The 21,566-nt window shown below is 45.1% G+C and carries 13 protein-coding genes and 1 tRNA gene; 9 read left to right on the top strand and 5 right to left on the bottom strand.

Annotated features, from left to right (window positions below; all coding sequences use genetic code 11):
* Positions 1 to 12: 12 nt before the first annotated feature.
* Entirely contained in the window at positions 13 to 1,176 is a 1,164-nt protein-coding gene (locus BT112_RS16655) for a FecR family protein (RefSeq protein ID WP_072318519.1), read from the bottom strand.
* Positions 1,177 to 1,297: 121 nt separating this feature from the next.
* Between BT112_RS16655 and BT112_RS16650 the strand changes: the two genes are divergently transcribed.
* Positions 1,298 to 1,912: an RNA polymerase sigma factor gene (locus BT112_RS16650; protein ID WP_072318518.1), complete on the top strand. Its 615-nt coding sequence runs from the start codon at positions 1,298 to 1,300 to the stop codon at positions 1,910 to 1,912.
* Positions 1,913 to 2,003: 91 nt separating this feature from the next.
* On the top strand, positions 2,004 to 2,705 hold the full coding sequence (locus BT112_RS16645) for a Bax inhibitor-1/YccA family protein (protein WP_072318517.1): 702 nt from the start codon (positions 2,004 to 2,006) through the stop codon (positions 2,703 to 2,705).
* Positions 2,706 to 2,888: 183 nt separating this feature from the next.
* Here the strand turns inward: BT112_RS16645 and BT112_RS16640 are convergent.
* Positions 2,889 to 2,960: transfer RNA gene (locus BT112_RS16640), tRNA-Gln, on the bottom strand.
* A 257-nt stretch (positions 2,961 to 3,217) separates the two neighbouring features.
* Here BT112_RS16640 and BT112_RS16635 point away from each other — a divergent pair.
* From BT112_RS16635 to BT112_RS16605, 7 genes are all read left to right on the top strand, one after another.
* Positions 3,218 to 6,466, top strand: a complete 3,249-nt coding sequence (locus tag BT112_RS16635; RefSeq protein ID WP_072318516.1) for a glycosyltransferase family 117 protein — start codon at positions 3,218 to 3,220, stop codon at positions 6,464 to 6,466.
* A 79-nt stretch (positions 6,467 to 6,545) separates the two neighbouring features.
* Positions 6,546 to 9,812 (top strand): glycosyltransferase family 117 protein, encoded by a 3,267-nt coding sequence (locus BT112_RS16630; RefSeq protein WP_072318515.1) that lies wholly within the window; start codon positions 6,546 to 6,548, stop codon positions 9,810 to 9,812.
* Between the two features lie 105 nt (positions 9,813 to 9,917).
* Positions 9,918 to 10,334 carry a large-conductance mechanosensitive channel protein MscL gene (mscL, locus tag BT112_RS16625; RefSeq protein WP_072318514.1) on the top strand — a complete coding sequence of 139 codons (417 nt, stop codon included), beginning with the start codon at positions 9,918 to 9,920 and terminating at the stop codon, positions 10,332 to 10,334.
* Positions 10,335 to 10,563: 229 nt separating this feature from the next.
* A complete protein-coding gene (locus BT112_RS16620) occupies positions 10,564 to 11,556 on the top strand; it encodes an aspartate-semialdehyde dehydrogenase (RefSeq protein ID WP_072318513.1) in 993 nt (330 codons plus the stop codon).
* Positions 11,557 to 12,281: 725 nt separating this feature from the next.
* Positions 12,282 to 14,696 (top strand): TonB-dependent receptor, encoded by a 2,415-nt coding sequence (locus tag BT112_RS16615; protein ID WP_072318512.1) that lies wholly within the window; start codon positions 12,282 to 12,284, stop codon positions 14,694 to 14,696.
* Positions 14,697 to 14,715: 19 nt separating this feature from the next.
* On the top strand, positions 14,716 to 15,336 hold the full coding sequence (locus BT112_RS16610) for a hypothetical protein (protein WP_072318511.1): 621 nt from the start codon (positions 14,716 to 14,718) through the stop codon (positions 15,334 to 15,336).
* Between the two features lie 618 nt (positions 15,337 to 15,954).
* Complete coding sequence (locus BT112_RS16605) at positions 15,955 to 18,102, top strand: prolyl oligopeptidase family serine peptidase (protein ID WP_072318510.1); 2,148 nt, start codon at positions 15,955 to 15,957, stop codon at positions 18,100 to 18,102.
* A gap of 63 nt (positions 18,103 to 18,165) precedes the next feature.
* On the opposite strand, the gene BT112_RS16600 is transcribed toward BT112_RS16605, so the two are convergent.
* The 3 genes from BT112_RS16600 to BT112_RS16590 all read right to left on the bottom strand — a co-directional run bounded on the left by BT112_RS16600 (position 18,166) and on the right by BT112_RS16590 (position 21,562).
* Positions 18,166 to 18,462, bottom strand: a complete 297-nt coding sequence (locus BT112_RS16600; RefSeq protein WP_072318509.1) for a thioredoxin family protein — start codon at positions 18,460 to 18,462, stop codon at positions 18,166 to 18,168.
* Positions 18,463 to 18,505: 43 nt separating this feature from the next.
* Entirely contained in the window at positions 18,506 to 19,735 is a 1,230-nt protein-coding gene (locus BT112_RS16595) for a metallophosphoesterase (RefSeq protein ID WP_072318508.1), read from the bottom strand.
* Positions 19,736 to 19,870: 135 nt separating this feature from the next.
* Positions 19,871 to 21,562 carry a SusD/RagB family nutrient-binding outer membrane lipoprotein gene (locus BT112_RS16590; RefSeq protein WP_072318507.1) on the bottom strand — a complete coding sequence of 564 codons (1,692 nt, stop codon included), beginning with the start codon at positions 21,560 to 21,562 and terminating at the stop codon, positions 19,871 to 19,873.
* Between the last annotated feature and the right edge of the window lie 4 nt (positions 21,563 to 21,566).

Genomic DNA, 21,566 nt, shown 5'->3' with positions numbered 1-21,566 from the left:
TAGGCATCTGTTTTATTTTATGATTATGGTATTTTCTTCTATACTGTAATCCATTCCGTACACCTTTTTAAAGTAAAACAGAATACGCTCCAGCTTTACATCCTTACCGAAACTCGTATTGAACCTTGACGCACCCAGTTCTTCGTTCCGGTTTATGATCTTTACATTAAAGTGCCTCTCGAGCGTTTCCAATATCTCGTTAAAGGTTTTATCCCGAAAGATCAGTTTGCCGTTCATCCATGCCGTAAACAGGTAAGTATCCACCTCTTCGACAGCAATGCTATCGGTATCCTTGTGAAATTCGCCTTTGAATCCCGGTTTCAGGATTACCTCGCCCATGGAATATCCCTTTGTCTTCTTTCCTGCCATTTTCACAGCACCCTCCACAAGCACTACTTCCGAATGATGCTGTTTCTCATACCCGGAAAAATTAAATCTGGTTCCCAGAACCTCCACATGAATATCATCCGAACACACTACAAAAGGATGGTGTTTATCGCTGGTTACGTCAAAAAAAGCCTCTCCCTGAAGAAAGACTTCCCTTTTGTCCGCATTCGCAAAATGTACGGGATAAGTAAACGTAGTTCCAGAATTCAGATACACTATGGTACTGTCGCTCAGTACCAGTTTAAACTGTCTTCCGTTAGGAACTTCAATGGTATTCTTTTCCGGAGCTCCCTGTGCTGCCTGTGTATTTTCACCCTGGTAATAATTGAGCTGATCGGCAGCAAAAACTCCTTTTACCGATCCGTCATTGGTAACGTTCACCAAAGTATCGGACATATTCAATACCTGGGTTTGCCCGTTACCCAGCTTAAGCACCACAGCTTTGCCTGTATCCACGAGATCCTCTACCACCACGCGGGGAGACAGCAGGTGACGCATAATGAGTACCGAGCCAAGTAAGAGCACCAGAACCGCGGCAGATGCGGTATATATATGTATGCGGGAGTTTAATTTTTTTACCGGTTTTTCACTTTCCTTAATTTTATTCCATATTTTTGGATACGTTTCATCTGCTTTAGCGCTATGAAGTAACTGTAACAAATCCTGGTTGGATTTAACATAGCTTTCAAACACTTTTTGATTGTCGGGAATAGCTAACCAATCCCGGAGTTTTTCCAGTTCTTCCTGTGTTAAGGAATCCGACAGAAATTTAACTATTAATTTCTCCAATTCAACATTATTTTATCCTATTACGTCGATTTACACAAAACCCTTAACAATAATTTAATTTTTTTTTCAATATTTATATGCTCAAGGCAATTGATCAGCTTAAAACCTAAACGAACTCAAAATGGATAAAAGCATAGTTAAATCTATTAAGGAAGATGACGAAAAAGCCTTTTATACCTTTTTTTCAGCACATTACAACAAACTTTTCGCTTATATCATGTCTTACGCCATGAACCGGGATATTGCCGAAGATATCACGCAGCAAGCTTTTGTTAATTTTTGGATAAACAGAAAAAATATCGATGAGAACGATGCTCCCAAAAGTTATTTATACACTACGGCATATCATTTATACGTAGATTATCACCGGAAAGAAAAAATCCAGTATTCCATCATAGACCAGATCAAGGCAAAGGCCGTAGAAGAAAATGACAAGGAGAGCAAAGAACTTACCGAAAGGAGGCTCGAAATGCTGAAAAGCACCATAGATGCCCTACCCTACCGTTGCAGACGTATTTTGGAAATGAACAAAATAGAAGGGCTGAAATACCGCGAGATCTCTGAAATTCTGGGTATATCGGTCAAGACCGTTGAATCGCAGATGCGGATAGCTTTCCAAAAGATCCGTGAAGCCTTTAAGGATGAAGAACTTTTTCTGTTTTTCCTGTCCAGAACCTTTAACAGGGGAAAGCCCCTGTTGGAAGCTGATGTCGGTAGTGCGGTGCAGGTACGGTAAAACCGTATGGTGAAATTCACGCCAACTGGCTCCGTATGCCTTTTAATTATATTTTTTTTATTAGCTTTCCGCTTTTAAACTTTTCAACCTAATGGAAAATCAGATTCAAGACAAAATCATGCTACATGATTTAACAGAGGCCGACAGGGCTGTATTTTACAGGAAGACCTATGCCCACGTCGCAGGTGGTGTATTGGCATTTATACTTTTTGAATACTTGCTTTTACAAAGTGATGCCATTGTAGAGTTCGCCTTATCCATGACCCAGGGATATCGCTGGCTCCTGCTCCTCGGCGGTTTTATGTTTATCACCAATTACGCAGAAAGCACTGCCTTGCGTACTGCGGACAAAAGCAAACAATATCTCGCTTACGGTATTTATATCCTGGCGGAAGCCTTTATTTTCATCCCGCTCATCTATATTGCGGCCTACTATATGGATTCCGGGGCAGAGATACTTAACCAGGCGGCCGTAGTGACACTTTCCCTGTTTACAGGGTTATCCGCCATAGTATTTCTGACCAAAAAAGATTTTTCCTTTTTAAGAACCGGTCTGGTCGTCGGATTTTTTGTAGCCTTAGGGCTTGTCATAGCCGGAACCTTGTTCGGTTTTAACCTCGGGCTCTGGTTTTCGGTAGGTATGTGTCTGCTTGCCGGAGGTGCTATCCTCTACCAGACGTCAAATCTCGTTAACAAATACGGACAGGAAGACTATATTCCTGCAGCCATAGGGCTGTTCGCGTCACTGATGCTGTTATTCTGGTATGTACTCCGGATTTTTTCGAGAGACTGATAGCGTTATAACAAAGGCATAAAGTAATATTAGGGAGGTAAACACTGTTGTTTCACCTCCCTTTTTTGTGCAAAGAGAACTTCCGAAAACGATATGGTATGATCCGCAATATATCCAAACGGGTACAAATAAAACCACAAAAAAAATCCCGGTTCGTGAATGAACCGGGATTTTTGCTGGCAGTTGGCCTACAAGGACTCGAACCTTGAACGACTGAACCAAAATCAGCTGTGTTACCAATTACACCATAGGCCAGTGCTTTATTGCGGATGCAAATTTATAACAAAGTTTGATTTGCGCAAATATTTTTATTCTTTTTTATTGTCTCCGGCATTTTATGGCTGTTCCGGCCTCTCCGGAGCTGTATACTATCCGAATCGAAAAGCAATTCTCAGCTCAAAGAAGGATGTTTTTTCGTGTTTACGATCTCAACAACCGGAGGCTTTAACCTTTCTTTAAGAAAACATGTTTTTCAAATGCGTATTTTCACTGTCTAAACCTTTTCAATACCGATGAAAACAACTACTTTCAACCGATGGAACACCATACTGGGCTGGCTTGTTTTTTTTACAGCACTACTTACTTACGGGCTTACCGTAGAGCCTACGGTGAGTTTCTGGGATTGTGGAGAATATATCGCAACCTCCTCTTTTCTCGAGGTAGGGCATCCTCCCGGAGCCCCTTTATTTCAGATGCTCGGAGCTGTTTTTGCTAATTTTGCAGCAAGCCCGGAAGATATTGCGTTGACGGTTAACTACATTTCCGTACTCTCCAGTGCTTTCACCGTCTTATTTATGTTTTGGGTCATCACCAACCTGGTCCGAAAAATGGCGTCATCCCCGGATGAAACTCCTGTTTCCACGGCTATAGCTATTTTCGGCAGTGGCGTTATCGGCTCCCTGGCTTTTACTTTTTCGGACACTTTCTGGTTCAGCGCCGTGGAAGCGGAGGTCTATGCTATGGCCAGTTTACTCATGTCACTCCTTTTATGGCTGGGTATAAAATGGACCGATGCCATGGGCACACCCCGAGGGAATCGCTGGTTACTGCTCATCGCCTTGGTTACGGGGATGGCCTTCGGACTACACTTTATGGCATTTCTTGCTATTCCCTCGATAGTATTGCTGTATTACTTTACAAAATATCGTTCGTTCGGTCTTAAACGACTTATCATCGCACATCTGATTGCCGTAGTCGCCCTCATACTCGTCTATAGGTTTTCACTCACATACACCCTGGAGCTCTTCGGCTGGAGCGAAATATTTTTTGTCAACCTCACAGGCCTTCCCTTTCACTCCGGAAGTACGATCACAGTGTGCCTGATTGCAGGCGCATTTACCTTTGCCCATCGCTACACCAGAAAAAAGAGATTGTACACTGCAAATACCGCGGTACTTTGTATGCTGTTTATGTGTATTGGTTTTTCTTCCTGGCTCATGCTCCCCATCAGGGCCAATGCCCATACTCCTATTAATGAAAACGACCCCTCCGATGCACGTTTGCTATTGTCTTACTACAACCGGGAACAATACGGGGACGCCAACTCGCCCCTATACGGAGCCATGTACTCCGATATGTTTGCCGAAAAAGACCCGGAAAGACCTTACCGGGACGACAAGCCCAAATACGAACAGAACCCGGAAACAGGAAAGTACGTTATTGTCAATACGTACGAAAATACTATTCCCAATCCAAACCGCGCACATGTAGGGCTGCTTCCCCGGATGTGGAGCCGGGAACACGCTGCAAATTATATCAAATTATCGCGCGTACCGGAGTTTGCCATCAGACCGGAATACACAGGCAATAAGGAATTGAAAGATACCATAAACAGATTTCAGGCCGACTACAATTCGGGCAGGATCGATGAAAAAGGCTATGTCGATTTTCTTCAGCAACTGAGTCCTTATATTCGCGTAGCCGCACCCTCGCTATGGGACAATGTAAAATTCATGGTCGGGTACCAGTTCGGATATATGTACTGGCGATATTTCATGTGGAACTTCGCCGGGCGTCAAAACGACGTACAGGGACAAATGGACAATAACGGCAACTGGCTCAGTGGTATAAATGCGATCGATAAAAAATTCATCGGCTCCCAGGACAACCTGCCTGCTGACATGAAAAACAACAAGGCCAGGAACACTTATTTTTTCCTTCCGCTATTACTGGGGCTGGCCGGAATACTCTTTCAGGTGCGAAAAGATCCGAAGCGCTTCTGGGTACTTTTTGTCTTTTTTATTTTTACGGGTATAGCCATACAGTTCTACACCAATGTAAGACCATTTGAACCCAGAGAAAGGGACTATTCTCTTGTCGGATCCTTCTATATTTTTGCCATATGGATAGGTATGGGCGTGTTTGCACTCTTTAACGGTCTCCGCAAACTGATAGCCCCGGGCATACTTGCACCGGCACTGAAAATCATCTGCCTGCTGGCAGTTCCTGCCGTAATGGCTTACCAGAACTGGGACGACCATGACAGATCGGGTCGTTATATAGCACGGGCCATGGCCAGGAATACGCTCGACTCCATACAAAAAGATGCAGATGCCCTGGTATTTACCATGGGAGAAAATGACATTTTCGGGATGTGGTATGCCCAGGAAGTAGAAAAATACCGGACCGATGTACGGGTAGTGTACCCCGGTTACCTGGCCACCGACTGGTATATCGACCAGATGAAACGAAAAGCACACCAGAGCACCCCCATACCTTCGCAGATGACACATGCAAAATATGTATACGGAACGAGAGATGTGCTGTACCATCAGCCCCTGACAGAGGAACGCTGGGACATCAATCGTTTTATGGACTGGATTGCCAATGATGAACATACCGTAGCTAACCTCATCAAAAAACAGGGAGGTTCTTTAGACGAATATCCCGCTTCTTTCGCAGAAGCCATCTTCTACCCTACTTACAGGATCCGGGTCCCCGTGGATAAAGAAAAGGTTATACGGACCGGACTGGTAAACCCTGAAGACAAAGAATTTATTGCCGACCACATCGATATTGACCTACCCCGAGGCGGCATCACCAAAAGCCAGATGATGATGCTCGATATCCTGGCCAACAACCATTGGGAACGCCCACTCTATTTTACCGGGGGAAGTTTTGATCCCGCAGACTATCTCTGGCTCAGAGATTATATGCAACTGGATGGAATGGCCTACAAACTCGTACCTATACGCACCCCGGTAACCGAAGAGCATCCGTATGAGATGGGCAGGATAGACAGCGAACTCATGTACAACAAGGTCATGCAATGGGACTGGGGTAATTCCGATGAGGAAGGCATTTACCACGATTCCATAATCCGCAGACGGGCAATCTCCTACCGGATCAACATGGCACGGCTTGCCGAGACCTTATTGCAGGAAAACCAAAACGAAAAGGCCGTCAGAGTTATTGATCTGGCCATGCAAAAAATGCCCCTGGACGATTACGGGTATTACACCTTCCTCGAGCCGTTTATTACCGGGTATTACCAGGCCGGTGAAACCGCCAGGGCACGCGAACTCTTTTTGAGGACCAGCAAAAAATACCGGGAAAATATGGAATACTACCTCTCGGCCGGAGAACACCCGTTGACAGCTTCCGAAGACATCCTTTTCGGTATTCAGCGATACCGGGCACTGGTAGATATCGTTTCCGAAAATGACAGTAAACCTTTTGCAAAAACCCAAAGTGATATGTTCAACGGATACCTGGACCGGATGGAAAACCTCTATGCATCCAGGCAGGCCGGAAGGCTCTGAAAAGCTTTAAATGTGGATAAAAACAAGTTTTATATAGCGAATTATTATTAAATTCGCCCTTTTAGAGAAAATCAAGTTCATGACGACAGATATATTTAAACGATGGAATACCATTACCGGATGGATCGTGTTTGCCATCGCTTTACTGACTTATGTACTCACCGTTGAACCGACAGTGAGTTTCTGGGATTGCGGGGAATACATTTCCACTTCGGCACGGCTCGAAGTAGGGCACCCTCCCGGGGCGCCTCTTTTCCAGATGCTGGGCGCTTTCTTTGCCATGTTTGCCCCAAGTATGGAATATACGGCTTTGATGGTTAATTTCATGTCGGTACTTTCCAGTGCTTTTACCATATTATTCCTGTTTTGGACGATCACCAACCTGGCCGGAAAAATGATAGTCCGTGAAGGGGAAGTATCCTTTCCTACAGCTATCGCTATACTCGGCAGCGGTGCAGTGGGCGGATTGGCCTATACATTCTCCGACAGCTTCTGGTTCAGTGCAGTAGAAGCAGAGGTCTACGCCATGGCGAGTTTTCTCATGGCACTGCTGTTATGGCTCGGTCTGAGATGGGTAGACGAAATGCATTCTCCGAGAGGTAACCGCTGGCTGATCCTCATAGCTCTGGTCACCGGATTGACTTTCGGGGTCCAGTTTATGGGATTCCTGGCCATCCCTTCGATAGGGCTGCTTTATTACTTTAAAAAATACAGGACAACCACGATAAAGAACTTTTTGCTGGCCAATATCATCGTAGTGGTCGTGCTTCTGCTCGTCTATAAATTCTCCCTGACCTATATTCTTAAATTCTTCGGGTGGAGTGAGATTTTCTTTGTAAATACTATCGGGCTCCCGTTCAATTCCGGAACGATCATCATGGGGCTTATCTTTATTGCCGTCTTTTACTTTGCCCTGAACTATACCAGGAAAAATCAGTTGTACAAGGTCAATACCATCGTACTGTGTTTCCTGTTTATGTTTATCGGCTTTTCGTGCTGGTTAATGCTGCCCATAAGGGCTAATGCACATACCCCGATCAACGAAAACGATCCGGCCGACGCCCGGGCACTTCTCGCCTACTACAACCGGGAACAATACCCGGGAGTTGACAGCCCCGTTTACGGTGCGATGTATTCCGACATGTTTGCAGGTCAGGACCCGGATAATCCTTATAAAGATGACAAACCCAAATACGAGCAGGACAAAAAAACCGGGAAGTATGTTATCGTAAACCATTACGAAAACTCCATTCCCAACTCCAACAGTAAACATGTAGGGCTACTGCCCAGAATGTGGAGTACCGAGCACGCTGCAAACTATATGCGTTTTACCCGACCGCTCGATTTCCGTATCAAATCGGAATACATTTCCAATACCGAACTCAAAAGTGCCACCAATCAGTTCCGCAAAGACTTTTCCAACGGAAAAATCGATGAAGATGGTTATGTAAATTTCCTGCAACAATTCGGGCAGTACATCGAAGTCGACCCACCCACGTTATCAGACAATATACAATTTATGCTGCAATACCAGTTCGGTTATATGTACTGGCGGTATTTTATGTGGAATTTCGTAGGACGTCAGGATGACATCCAGGGCAAAATGGACAATCACGGTAACTGGCTGAGCGGTATAAAATTTATAGACGAATGGCACCTGGGGCCACAGGACAACCTGCCGTCGGACGAACTGAATAACAAGGGAAGAAACACCTATTACTTTCTACCCATGATCCTGGGGATTATCGGTCTTGTGTTCCAGATACGGAGAAACCCCAAACAATTCTGGGCACTCTTTGTTTTCTTCATGTTTACGGGAATAGCTATACAGTTTTATACTAACGTAAGACCTTTTGAACCCCGGGAACGCGACTATTCTCTCGTCGGGTCATTCTACATCTTTGCCATCTGGATAGGTATCGGTGTACTCGGTATTTACGAGGAACTGAAAAGACGGATAGCTCCGAAAATACTTGCCCCTGCCGCTACGCTGATATGCCTGCTGGCCGTTCCTACGGTTATGGCTTATCAGAACTGGGACGACCACGACCGCTCGGGCAGATATACCGCCGAAGCCATTGCGCGGAATTACCTGAATTCTATTCAGGAAGATGCCGGGGCCATTATATTTTCTATAGGTGATAATGACACCTTCGGTTTGTGGTACATCCAGGAGATCGAAGGGCACCGTACGGATGTACGCGTCATCAATTCAAGTCTCTTTGCTACGGATTGGTACATAGACCAGATGAAGCGAAAAGCATACGAAAGCGATCCTATTCCTTCTCAGCTCACGCATGCCCAGTACGCTTACGGGGTAAGGGATGCCATCTATTACCAGAAGCTTACCGAAGAACGCTGGGACATCAAACGGTTTATGGACTGGGTAGCCAATGACGACAACACCATAGGAAACCTGATCCGACGGCAGGGTGGCGATGTAAGGCAGTATCCGGAAAACACCAAGAGCACCATATTTTATCCTACCAATAAGATCAGGGTACCCGTGAATAAGGAAAATGTTCTTAAAAGCGGCCTGGTCAAAGCCAAAGACAGTGCGCTGATCGTTGATTATATCGATATAGACCTACCCCAAAATGCCATAGGTAAAAACCGGATGATGATGCTCGACATCCTCGCCAATAACGACTGGACACGTCCCATCTATTTTACCGGGGGAAGTTTCTCCGCAGCAGAATATCTGTGGATGAAAGACTATCTCCAACTGGATGGTATGGTTTATAAACTGGTACCTATAAAAACCCCGGTGGAGCAGGGCAATTTTGAAATGGGCCGTATCGACAGTGACCTGATGTACAGCATTGTCCAGAAATGGGCATGGGGTAATTCCGGTTCCGGCGACATCTATCACGATCCGGAAACACGCAAAAACAGTATTTCCTACCGAAGCAATCTGGCACGTCTCACCCAGGCACTCCTGGAAGAAGGTCAGGAAGGAAAGGCAAAAGAGATCATCGATCTTGTCATGGAGAAATTTCCGTTCGAATACTACGGCTATTATGTTTTCCTCGAACCTTTTGTCGATGGTTATTACAAAACGGGACAAACCGAAAAAGCACGGGAACTCTTCCTGAAGATCGCAGAGAAATACCAGGAAAACCTGTCCTACTATCTCTCTTCCGGAAAAGCCTTTACGTCACAGGACAATGTCATCTATGACATTCAGCGGTACCGAAGTGTTCTGGATGTAGTCGTCGATAACGACGAGGAAAGCTTTGGCAAGAAACAAACGGATACCTTCAACAGTTTCCTCGATCGTCTTGAGAAGTCATATAACGGCCCTGCCAATGATTCCCTGGAGATTATGGAAGAACCGGTAGAATAATCACAATTGTCGATTTTCAATATTATTCTGTTAATAAAATGACATTTTTGTATATTAGCACGATAACACCGTATTTCAAATTGTATAATTTATATTAGAACAGCTATGGGTTTTTTCAAAGATTTTAAATCGTTCTTACTGAAAGGAGATATCGTAAATCTGGCCACTGCGGTAATCGTAGCCGGGGCATTCGGTAAAATCGTATCTTCCTTTACCAATGATATCCTGATGCCTCCTATCGGATTGCTGTTGGGTAATGTCAACTTTTCGGATCTCAAAATCGAACTAAAAGACGCAGTAACCGATGCTTCGGGGGAAATAACCCAGGCAGCAGTGACGATCAATTACGGGAATTTCATACAGTTTATCATTGATTTCATCATCATAGGATTCTGTATCTTCATGATCCTTAAAACCTATGAAAGAACAAAGAAGAAAGAAAAACCGGCACCTGCAGCTCCAAAAGGGCCTACCCAGGAACAACTGCTTGCCGAAATCAGGGATTTGCTGAAGAAACAATAGACCGCTTCACTATATATTCTAAATTAAACCCTCCCGAAACGGAGGGTCTTTTTTTACCTGCAAACCGGGCTCCTACATCACTCCCTCAATCAGCGAAAACAATGAAATGTTTCAAATAAAACATTTTGTTTTAAAATTATATTTCTTTTGTAAAGAACTTGCCTGTACGGTTTTTATACCTACTTTTGCTAACTCAAAATTGTTTAACCATTATTGTTGATATAAGCGTATGAAAATCGCAGTCGTAGGAGCCACCGGAATGGTAGGCGAAGTCATGTTACAGGTGCTTGCAGAGCGCCGTTTCCCGGTAACCGAGTTGTTGCCCGTAGCCTCGGAGAGGTCCGTAGGAAAAGAAATTCTTTTCCAGGGAAAAACCTATAAGGTCATCAGCCTTGCCGATGCCGTAGCTGCCAAACCTGCGATTGCACTATTCTCCGCAGGCGGCGCTACTTCTCTGGAATGGGCCCCGAAATTTGCTACTGCCGGAACTATTGTTGTCGATAATTCTTCGGCGTGGCGGATGGACCCTGGTAAAAAGCTTGTTGTTCCGGAGATCAACGCCTCCGAAATCACCGCAGACGATAAAATTATCGCCAACCCCAATTGCTCCACCATACAAATGGTCATGGCTCTGGCTCCTTTGCATTCCAGGTACGGGATCAAAAGGGTGGTAGTATCTACCTACCAGTCTATCACAGGTACCGGTGTTAAAGCCGTACGCCAACTCGAAAACGAATACGAAGGCGTACAGGGCGATATGGCTTATCCATACCCCATTCACCGCAACGCATTACCCCATTGCGACGTTTTTGAAGAAAACGGGTACACCAAAGAAGAAATGAAACTCGTTCGGGAGACTCGGAAAATACTAAACGACGACAGCATAGCCGTGACCTCAACGGCCATTCGGATACCTGTAGTTGGCGGACACAGCGAATCGGTAAACCTGCAATTCGAAAACGACTTCGAAGTCGAGGATATTCGCCGTATTCTCAACGAAACTCCCGGAGTAACCGTACAGGACAACCCCGACACCAACACCTACCCGATGCCCATATATGCACAAGGGAAAGACGATGTGTTCGTAGGGCGCATACGCCGGGACCACTCTCAACCCAATAGCCTGAATATGTGGATCGTTGCTGACAACCTCAGAAAAGGAGCTGCAACCAATGCTGTCCAGGTCGCAGAGTACCTGCTTGCCAACGGGCTTGCCAAATAATCTCAAGATTTTCCGACCATGATAAAAAAGTGTGCTGGACCCCGGTTCAGTACACTTTTTACATCATATAGCACCGTGGTTTTCGCCTGCACTTCGTAAGAATAACACGGAACTTTCCAAGATTTTGTTAAAGGCAGCTTCAGGTCTGTTTTGTTTTTTATACTTTTGCCTCGGATGAAGGCATTTAAGGCACATATCAGTTTTTCTATTGTTGCCGCAGTATTATTCGCAATACTGTTTCAGGCTTATCACATTATAGATCACGCTGCCGAAACATCTTCTTCTTCACCAGATAAACATAGTTCCATTACCGCTTCGGTAACGAAATGTCCGCTATGTGAATTTAAGTTCTCTGCATTTGATACGCCGGAAATTATAAGTTGTACCCCGGTAGATCCAGTTTGCTACGCCACTTACAATAACACTTACACCCCTGTTTTCTTTACAGCAACCAGGGACGTGCGATCTTTAAGGGCTCCTCCCTTAGCTTAAGCGGCACGTCCGGATCTTCTATTCACTATTTTATACTGATTACAGTATCGCAGGCTATTACGTCCATACTGCGAATAGTAGTCTGTTCCAGACCACAGCGAGATACCATTAACCCGATCTCTGACGATCCGGTCACGTTACCTTCCAGATCAGGAAGCCGCATTACCCCTTCTTAGCGAGGACAGTTTTCTTTTCCCCGCACCCACATCTAATTTAAAATCCGTTAAAGGCTTATGAAGTTTCCATTTCCTTTAATCCTGTTGTTATTCGTGTTCGGAAACACAGGAATTTTATGCTCGCAGAACTGTCAATCCGGCTTTTCGGGAACTGTTGTAGATTTTCACGACGGTACACCGTTAGAGAACGCCATGGTTCACATCCTGGGTACCGATAACATTACGGTTACCGATATCGACGGGAAGTTTGCCATGCAGAACATCTGCCCGGGCAGCTATGAGGTCGAGATCTCTCATGAATCCTGTACTACACGGATCATGCGCATCGAAATTTCCGGCAACACCGAACAACGCATTACGCTGGAGCATCACCTTGAAGAACTCAAGGAAGTTGTCGTACAGGGCGACAGGAACCATCCGGTGACCAATTCCGGTACCGAACAGGTCCTTCATGAGCAGATCATTGAAAAATACAGCAGTGCTTCGCTCGGGGATGCCCTCAAGGAAATAAGCGGTGTTTCTTCCCTGAATACAGGTAGCGCTATAGTAAAGCCTGTGATACAGGGATTACACAGCAGCCGGATTATCACTATGAACAACGGCGTAAGGTTACAGGACCAGGAATGGGGTATGGAACACGCTCCCAATCTCGACCTGAATGCAGCCGGGAGCCTCACGGTGGTAAAAGGTGCTGCAGCGCTTCAATACGGAGGAGACGCCATAGGAGGTGTTATCATTGCAGACCCGATGAGAATCCCGGTCAAAGACACTCTTTACGGTAAAACACTGGTATCGGGTGCCACTAACGGTCGCGGGGGATCTTTAATGTCTTCTCTGACCAAAAGCTACGAAAACGGATGGTACTGGTCTGCGCAGGGAACGGCAAAGCGTTTCGGCGATTTTAAGGCGCCGGACTACTCCCTGACCAATACCGGATATGCACAGCAGGCTTTTACCACTTCCTTCGGGCTCAATAAGTTCACACACGGATTCGATGTGTATTACAGCTTTTATCGTAACGAGATCGGTATCCTGAGGTCTTCCCACATCGGTAGCCAGGAAGATCTGCTCAATGCGATCAACAGCAGACAACCTTATGTGGTAGAGCCTTTTTCGTACGATATCAATGCGCCTAAACAGGAGGTAACCCATCACCTTGCCAAAATCCGCTATTTTCAGCGTTTCGAAAAATTGGGAAGGCTGAACGTGCAATACGATTTTCAGCACAACAACCGCCAGGAATACGACATCCGAAGAGGAAGCCTAAAGGGCGTCCCTGCCATGGATATGGAGCTGACTACCCATACGCTGTCTTCCGACTTTAAGTTCGATGCCCATAGCGGCCGGAAGATCAATGCCGGGATACTGCTTCGTTACCAGAATAACATCCCCGATCCGGAAACCGGTGTACGAAGGCTTATCCCCGATTACAAAAGATACGAGGCCGGGGCTTTTGCCTCCATATCCCAGTATCTCAACGATGCGCTCGTACTCGATGCCGGTATCCGGTACGATTATTCCCATCTCGATGCCAAAAAGTACTATCGCAAAAACCGCTGGGAACAACAGGGCTATGATGAAGATTTCGGAGACATCATTACAGAGGATTACGGAGACCAATGGCTGACCAATCCGGTATTTGATTTTCACAATATCTCCGGAACCGCAGGTCTGCATTATAAAACAGGAAATAACGATATCCTTTTCAACTATGCACTGGCCAGCAGAGCTCCCAATCCGGCAGAACTCTTCAGTGACGGACTACATCATTCCGCTGCGGCTATAGAACTCGGGGATTTGCGTATGAATCCGGAAGTCTCACACAAGTTTTCCTTTTCTTTTTCGAGAAACAACGAAAAACTACATGTTACCGTCGTTCCTTATGCCAATTACATACACGACTTTATCTTACTGGAACCTTCGGGGGGAGAACTCACCATACGGGGAGCTTTTCCGGTCTGGCAATACAAACAGGTCAACGCGCGCTTCTTCGGAATTGATTTCGACTTCAGCTATCATCTTTCCGAAAACTGGACGTACACCAATAAATCGGCATACGTTCACGCCAGGGATGTTACCCGGGACAGACCACTTATAGACATCCCCCCGGCCAATACATCAAACAGGATCACCTTTTCCAAACCGGAATGGAAGAACCTGCAACTCACAGTCCGAAGCGACTATGTATTCAGACAAAACGAATATCCGGACAATAACTTTGACCTTCGGGTTGTAGAGAACGGAGCTTATGTAGACCGTGAAGTGGATATCAGTACACCTCCCGGGGCTTATCACCTGCTGGGGGTCGATGCTTCCGCAAGTTTTCCTTTTGTAAAAAAATCGGAAATAACCTTCGGGCTTTCCGCAAATAACATTTTCAATACAAGCTACAGGGATTATCTGAACAAACTCCGGTTTTTCTCGGATGACCTGGGGCGGAACTTTCAATTACAGATCAAGATTAATTATTAATTTATAAACCATTTTCACTATGAAAGCAATCAAATTACTTGCCTTATTCTTTACAGGAATATTAGTTTTCGCTTCCTGTTCCAGCGATGACGACAATCCCGCTCCGGTCAACGAGGAAGAACTCATTACATCGGTTACCATCACCTTACGGGCAGAAGGCGAAGAAGATGTGACCATGACATATTCCGATGAAAGCGGTTTGGGCCATGATCACGACCACGAAGGAGAATCGGACGACGAGGATGACCATGACCATGAAGGTGTCCAGGGTGTCGTATCCGGTGCTTTGAAACCTAACGTTACCTATACAGGCGCTATCGTATTATTGAATGAGTCGGTATCTCCCGTTGAGAATATCACAGCGGAAATCGAAGAAGAAGCCGATGAACACCAGTTTTTCTTCCAACCCATAGGAAGTGAGCTGAGCATCACCGCAACATATGCGGATACGGAAAACGACTACTTATCTAACGGATCGGACAACCCTGTAGGACTTAAATTTTCGTTGACCACAGGTGCAGAGGGCCATGGAGATTTCCGTGTCATCCTTCGCCATCAACCGAAAAAACCCAATACAGGGCTTGATGATGCCGGTGGGGAAACCGATATGGACATCAGCTTTCACGTGCATGTAGAGTAGAAATAAAGCGCTATTTATTGCAATACCCTATAAACATAAAAAAACAGGCTATTTTTCACAGCCTGTTTTTTTTGTATAATCCACAAAGGAGGGTGACAGCATACATTGCTTATCCTGAACACCACCCCTTTGTGGTCCCCCTAAAACCTGAAAATCTTTATATATAAGCACAAATTAAATACGGTAACATAACACCTCAAAATATTAAAAGCTACTTGCAAATGCCTCTTTTTTCAGACAGGGTAAAAGTAAAATGTTCGATTCATCCCTGCAACAAGTTGTAGCGTGGATTTATGAATTGAGGGTTATAATTCTTTAATTCGGACTACATCAAAAACAAGTTAAAAAACTGATTAATAAAACATTAAAAAAGAACTTATTGTTAAAATCGGTGCTTTTGTATATATCAGGTAAAAGAGTGATTTTCTCCGAAAAAATCTCTCCATATCAGCTGATTTCAGCCCATATACTATTTCCACCTCCAGACCAAACAATTTTTCACCACTCATTTCACATAGATTTAACAACTATAATCTTCAAAAGCATCCGTATGGTTTTCTTTTACCTCTCATTTTACCTTATTTTTGAAATTCAAAGACTACATTAACTACAAACGAAATGAGAAAATTAGTAATACTGACTATCGCAGCGCCGCTCCTTTGGTGTTCCTGTGAAGAAAAAGAAGAGAATAAAACCATGAAGTTGACGTATCCCGAAACCAAAAAAACCGATGTTTCCGATGTGTATTTCAATACGGAAATAAAAGATCCCTACCGCTGGCTGGAAGACGATCGATCTGAGGAAACTGCCGGGTGGGTAAAAGCAGAAAACAAACTCACTCATGAATTTCTGGAGAAAATCCCGTTCCGCCAGCAACTCAAAGAACGCCTTGAAGAACTATGGGATTACGAAAAAATATCAGCCCCACGAAAAGAAGGTGATTACACCTATTATTACAAAAATGACGGACTACAGGACCAATCCGTATTGTACCGTAAAAATGATGATGGCAAGGAAGAAGTTTTCCTCGATCCCAACACCTTCTCCGAAGACGGTACGGTTTCGCTCGGTGAAACCGATTTTTCCAAAGACGGAAGTCTTTTTGCCTATTCTATATCTGAAGGAGGAAGCGACTGGAGAAAGGTTATCATAATGGATGCCGTTTCCAAAGAGATTAAAGAAGATACACTGGTGAATATTAAGTTCAGTGGAATATCCTGGAGGAACAATGAAGGGATCTACTACTCCAGTTACGACAAACCGGACGGCAGCGAACTCTCGGCAAAAACCGATCAGCACAAACTGTACTTTCACAAACTGGGAACTCCGCAAAGTGAAGACACTGTAGTTTTCGGAGGTACCCCGGAACAAAAAAACCGTTACGTAGGGGGCGGCATGTCCGAAGATCAGCGCTATCTTATCATATCCGCTGCAAACGCCACGTCTGGTAATAAGCTTTTTATTATGGACATGGAAGCAGCTAAGCCGGAACTTACTACCATCACCGATACGGAAGACAGCGACTCGTATATCCTGGACAATAACGGCTCCCAGCTGTACATCGTTACCAACCTCAATGCACCTAACAAAAAAGTAGTTACTGTCGATGCAGCCGATCCGAAACCGGAAAACTGGAAAGACCTCATTCCCGAAACCGAGCATGTGCTGAATATTACCAAATGTGGGGGGTATCTGTTTACCAATTATATGGTCGATGCAATCTCCAGGGTGTACCAATACGATTATGAAGGCCAACAGGTACGCGAAATGGAATTACCGGGAATAGGCACTATAGGTATTTACGGAGGTAAAGAAGACCAGGAAAAACTCTATTATTCTTTTACCAATTACAACGTTCCTGCCACATTGTACACCTACAGCATCGAAAACGGCTCATCTGAACTGTATTGGGAACCCAAAATCAATTTTAATCCGGATGATTACATATCCGAACAGGTCTTTTACAACTCCAAAGACGGCACCCGTGTTCCCATGATCATCACCTACAAGAGAGGGATAGAATTCAACGGTAAGAACCCGACCATACTTTATGGTTACGGAGGGTTTAACGTAAGCCTGCAGCCCGGCTTCAGTACTCCCAATGCCATCTGGCTGGAACAGGGCGGTATTTATGCGGTTCCCAACCTTAGGGGTGGTGGTGAATATGGCAAAAAGTGGCATGATGCAGGGACGAAGATGCAAAAACAGAATGTATTTGACGACTTTATAGCTGCTGCCGAATACCTCATCAAAAACCAGTACACTTCACCCGATTACCTGGCTATACGGGGAGGTTCCAATGGCGGACTGCTGGTCGGTGCAACCATGACACAGCGCCCTGACCTCATGAAAGTAGCATTACCTGCCGTAGGAGTTCTGGATATGCTCCGTTACCATACCTTTACGGCGGGGGCCGGATGGGCTTATGATTACGGGACTTCCGAAGACAACGAAGCCATGTTCAAATACCTAATGGGGTATTCTCCGCTGCACAACATCAAGGAAGATACCGAATATCCGGCAACGCTGATCACTACTGCAGATCATGATGACCGGGTAGTGCCGGCACACAGTTTTAAGTTTGCAGCGACGTTACAGGAGAAACAAAAAGGAGACAACCCTATACTCATCCGTATAGAGACCGATGCCGGTCACGGTGCCGGAACACCGATAAGCAAGACAATAGAGCAGACCGCGGATGTCTTTGGTTTTACACTGTATGAAATGGGGTATAGAAAACTGCCCTCCGACACGGAACAACAATAGAAGAAAAGATCAAAAAGCTATTATTTTCCTCTCCGTTACTTTCAGGCGGAGAGGATTTTTTTTTCAGATATGTCCCTGCAACAGTCCTATCAGGGTATTGGCATCCTGCTCGCCACTATGGCGCCAGACCATCTCCCCTCCTTTGTAGATCATAAGAGTGGGCAGGCCTTTTACACGAAGTGCATTAGCCAGTTCCTGGTTTTTATCGACATCGATCTTAATGATCTTTGCCTTATCTCCCATCGCAGCAGCCACGTCGCGAAGCACGGGATGCATAGCCGTAGATGACTCATTCCAATCGGTATAAAAATCCAACAAGACCGGAACATTGATATCTATTAATTCACCGAATTTTGACATTTTAATACGGAATTAGTAATACAAATGTAATATTTTATATGAATTATGCGGTTTTTCCGGCTTTTTTTAGTTCTATTACTGTAATTTCCGGCCATATTCCAAATCTCCCGGGATACCCGAGGTATCCCAATCCGCGGTTTACGTTGATATACTGTCCCATCTCTTTATAGATACCTGCCCAGTATTTATAGCGCCATTTTATAGGGCTCCATTTTATCCAGCCCGGAATTTCTACCCCAAACTGCATACCGTGTGTATGTCCGCTTAAGGTGAGGTGATAGTGGTACGGATGATCTATAACCTCCTGCTCCCAATGCGAAGGATCGTGGCTCATCAGGATTTTAAAGGCATCTTTATCGACGCCTTTTACAGCTTTGTCGAGATCTCCCGCCTTTTTAAATCCCCCGGCTCCCCAATTCTCCACACCGATAAGCGATATATGGTCTTTTCCTTTACTGATTTGCCTGCTCTCATTCAGCAAAAGATCAAAACCGAGCTGTCTCTGCAACTTTTTGAGCTGCTCCATATTCGCTTCTTTCTCCGCATCACTGTCCCATTGTGCATAATCTCCGTAATCGTGATTGCCCAAAACGGAATACAAACCGTCCCTGGCTTCCAAACGGGAAAATATATCCATCCACGGCAATAATTCTTCAGATTTGTTATTGACGATATCTCCGGTAAACAACAACAGATCCGATTCCTGACCATTGATCAGGTCTATAGCATAGGCCACCTTTTCCTTATCGTCAAAACTTCCGCTGTGGATATCGGAGATCTGGGTTATCCGGTAACCGTCGAATGCTTCCGGAAGGTCATCGAATTCCAGGGTATGACGAAGCACCTGAAAATCGTACTTCCCCTTGTACATCCCGTATAACAATCCGGCAAAAGGTATGGATGCCACTCCCAGGGCTACAGCACTGAGAAATTTTCTCCTTGAAGGAACAACTGCTCCGGAAGGTTTGCCCATCCACTTGCGAAAACCGCCTATAATCAGCCGGGCCAGGTCTTCTCCCAGTAAGAAAATAATAACGATAAGCTGAAACACCATTAGTATCAACAGATAGGCCAGGGCATAACTCCGGTCGCCACTAATCCCTTTTTCGCCCTGATAGAAAGCGAAGTGATACATAAAATTGACCACAACCACTAATGTCAGTACAACATAAGCCAGGAGAATATAAGGACTCCGGGTAAAAACCCGTATGGCCTGAAAAGCATAAAATCCTGTCAGCACATAAATAAAAACAAAGAGAATCCAATTCCACATGGGCAACTTATTAGTTTATAAGGGTATAAAAGTAATGTATTAAAACACTATCCGTTGTTAGCGGAATGTTAAAGAAAAACGGGGATGTGGCAGCATCCCCGTATATTACTATTACAAAATATCGCTGTAGTCCTGTTATTTGGCCCACCAGAGTTTTGTTCGCTGTTCATCCGGTCCCTGTGCCTGATTGGCCATTTCGGTATTGGCCCCATTGGTATTATAAGCCCCGGTGCCGTATCGCATTCTTTGCGGGTATGCCCCGTTGAGGGTTCCTGCACTGTAGATATCATAGTCGGAAACTCCCTGGTATAATTCCGAAGGGTACCCACTATCCCGTACGATAGCCCAGGCTTCGAAACCATCGGTATAAGCAGCTATCCATCGCTGAGTAGCTATTTTCTCCAGGTTTTCCGTTGTAGAACCATTGAGCAAAGCCATCTCTTCGGTGGCCAGGAAATTTTCTATCTCGGCCGGATCTACTTCCCAGACCAGCATAGCCTGCCTGATCCCTTCCTGATACAACGACTGTGCATCGCCGGAAGCCAGGCCTTTGACAATAGCTTCGGCTTGTAAAAAATTGCCTTCGGCAGCCGTAAACACAATTTCGGAAAATATAGGTAATCCCTGATTTTTCGGATTGATAATGATTTCAGCCGGGCGGCAAAAAAGTGCTTCTTTGACATGTGTATAAATATCGGCATTCAGCCTTGTGGGCTGTCCAACATAATAAGTACCTTCGGTTATGGTAACCGTAATTGTGCCATCTCCATCAACCCTGGTATAGGGTACTCCGGCATCATCCAGCTGTTCCATGATAAAAGCTACATGCTTATCGAACAATGCTGCTCCCTGCCCGGCGGACGGCTTCGTAAATACCACTTCCCCTCCGTCTATAGGTTGTGCATACTTAAAAAGCCTCGGATCGTTATTATTCCGCAGGTTATCAATGAGCGTCTTCCCTACCGTCCAGTTAGATCCGACATCAAAATTATACCATACATCCCCGTATGCGGCATTCTGAAACTGATCGATTTCCGTATCTTTTTCCATAAGCACGTTATCACCGGAAGTCGTCAGTAATTCGTTCTGCAAAGCCGTAGTAATGGCACTTTCGGCAAACGAAGCTCCCGGGGCGCCCTGTGCGCGTAATCCCATTCGCAATTTCAGACTATTAGCCAGTTTCTTCCACTGTTGAAGATCCCCGTTAAAGAAAAGATCGTTTTCTGCAAGCAATTCCACCCCCTGTCCGGTATCTGCAGCATCTCCTATGATAGTCATGGCTTCGTCGAGCTCGGCTATGACACCGGCATAAATCTCGGCCTGACTGTCGTATTTCGGCGTAATGATATCGGGATTCAGTGCTTCCGAATAGGATACCATTCCGAAAATATCCGTATACATCTGGTAATACATACCTTTCATGATCAGCCCTATGGCATAATACTTGTCGTTCTCGAGTTCTCCGCCTTCCTGAACAAAATTCATATAAGCACTGAGCTTTACAATATAGCCGGCGATCCAGTCATAGGCCGCATCGGTATAACCGATATCATACGTATAGCACAAACCATCATTCCACCAGCAACCGTTAAAACCAAAGGTAAACTGCCCCGCATAACGGTCGGCATGGATGAGTTGGGCCCTCCAGTACGGATAGCGGTTGGGTGCATAAAGCTCGATCTGAAGCCCGGTCAGAAAGAATTTGGCACTGACTTCATCGGACGGAAACTGATCCGGCCTGTCATTAATCTCTTCAAAGTCGGAACATCCTGCAGACAACAATAAGGTAAACAGGATGATATATATCTTGGTAATGACCTTTTTCATGATA

The sequence above is a fragment of the Sinomicrobium oceani genome (genome assembly GCF_900119185.1).
Taxonomy (GTDB): domain Bacteria; phylum Bacteroidota; class Bacteroidia; order Flavobacteriales; family Flavobacteriaceae; genus Sinomicrobium; species Sinomicrobium oceani.
This window is presented reverse-complemented; position numbering and strand designations above follow the sequence as displayed.

Coding starts and splice junctions, on each gene's coding strand:
- BT112_RS16635 (WP_072318516.1), top strand. CDS start 3,218: ATGAAAACAACTACTTTCAACCGATGGAACACCATACTGGGCTGGCTT.
- BT112_RS16650 (WP_072318518.1), top strand. CDS start 1,298: ATGGATAAAAGCATAGTTAAATCTATTAAGGAAGATGACGAAAAAGCC.
- mscL (WP_072318514.1), top strand. CDS start 9,918: ATGGGTTTTTTCAAAGATTTTAAATCGTTCTTACTGAAAGGAGATATC.
- BT112_RS16610 (WP_072318511.1), top strand. CDS start 14,716: ATGAAAGCAATCAAATTACTTGCCTTATTCTTTACAGGAATATTAGTT.
- BT112_RS16590 (WP_072318507.1), bottom strand. CDS start 21,562: ATGAAAAAGGTCATTACCAAGATATATATCATCCTGTTTACCTTATTG.
- BT112_RS16595 (WP_072318508.1), bottom strand. CDS start 19,735: ATGTGGAATTGGATTCTCTTTGTTTTTATTTATGTGCTGACAGGATTT.
- BT112_RS16600 (WP_072318509.1), bottom strand. CDS start 18,462: ATGTCAAAATTCGGTGAATTAATAGATATCAATGTTCCGGTCTTGTTG.
- BT112_RS16630 (WP_072318515.1), top strand. CDS start 6,546: ATGACGACAGATATATTTAAACGATGGAATACCATTACCGGATGGATC.
- BT112_RS16605 (WP_072318510.1), top strand. CDS start 15,955: ATGAGAAAATTAGTAATACTGACTATCGCAGCGCCGCTCCTTTGGTGT.
- BT112_RS16645 (WP_072318517.1), top strand. CDS start 2,004: ATGGAAAATCAGATTCAAGACAAAATCATGCTACATGATTTAACAGAG.
- BT112_RS16615 (WP_072318512.1), top strand. CDS start 12,282: ATGAAGTTTCCATTTCCTTTAATCCTGTTGTTATTCGTGTTCGGAAAC.
- BT112_RS16620 (WP_072318513.1), top strand. CDS start 10,564: ATGAAAATCGCAGTCGTAGGAGCCACCGGAATGGTAGGCGAAGTCATG.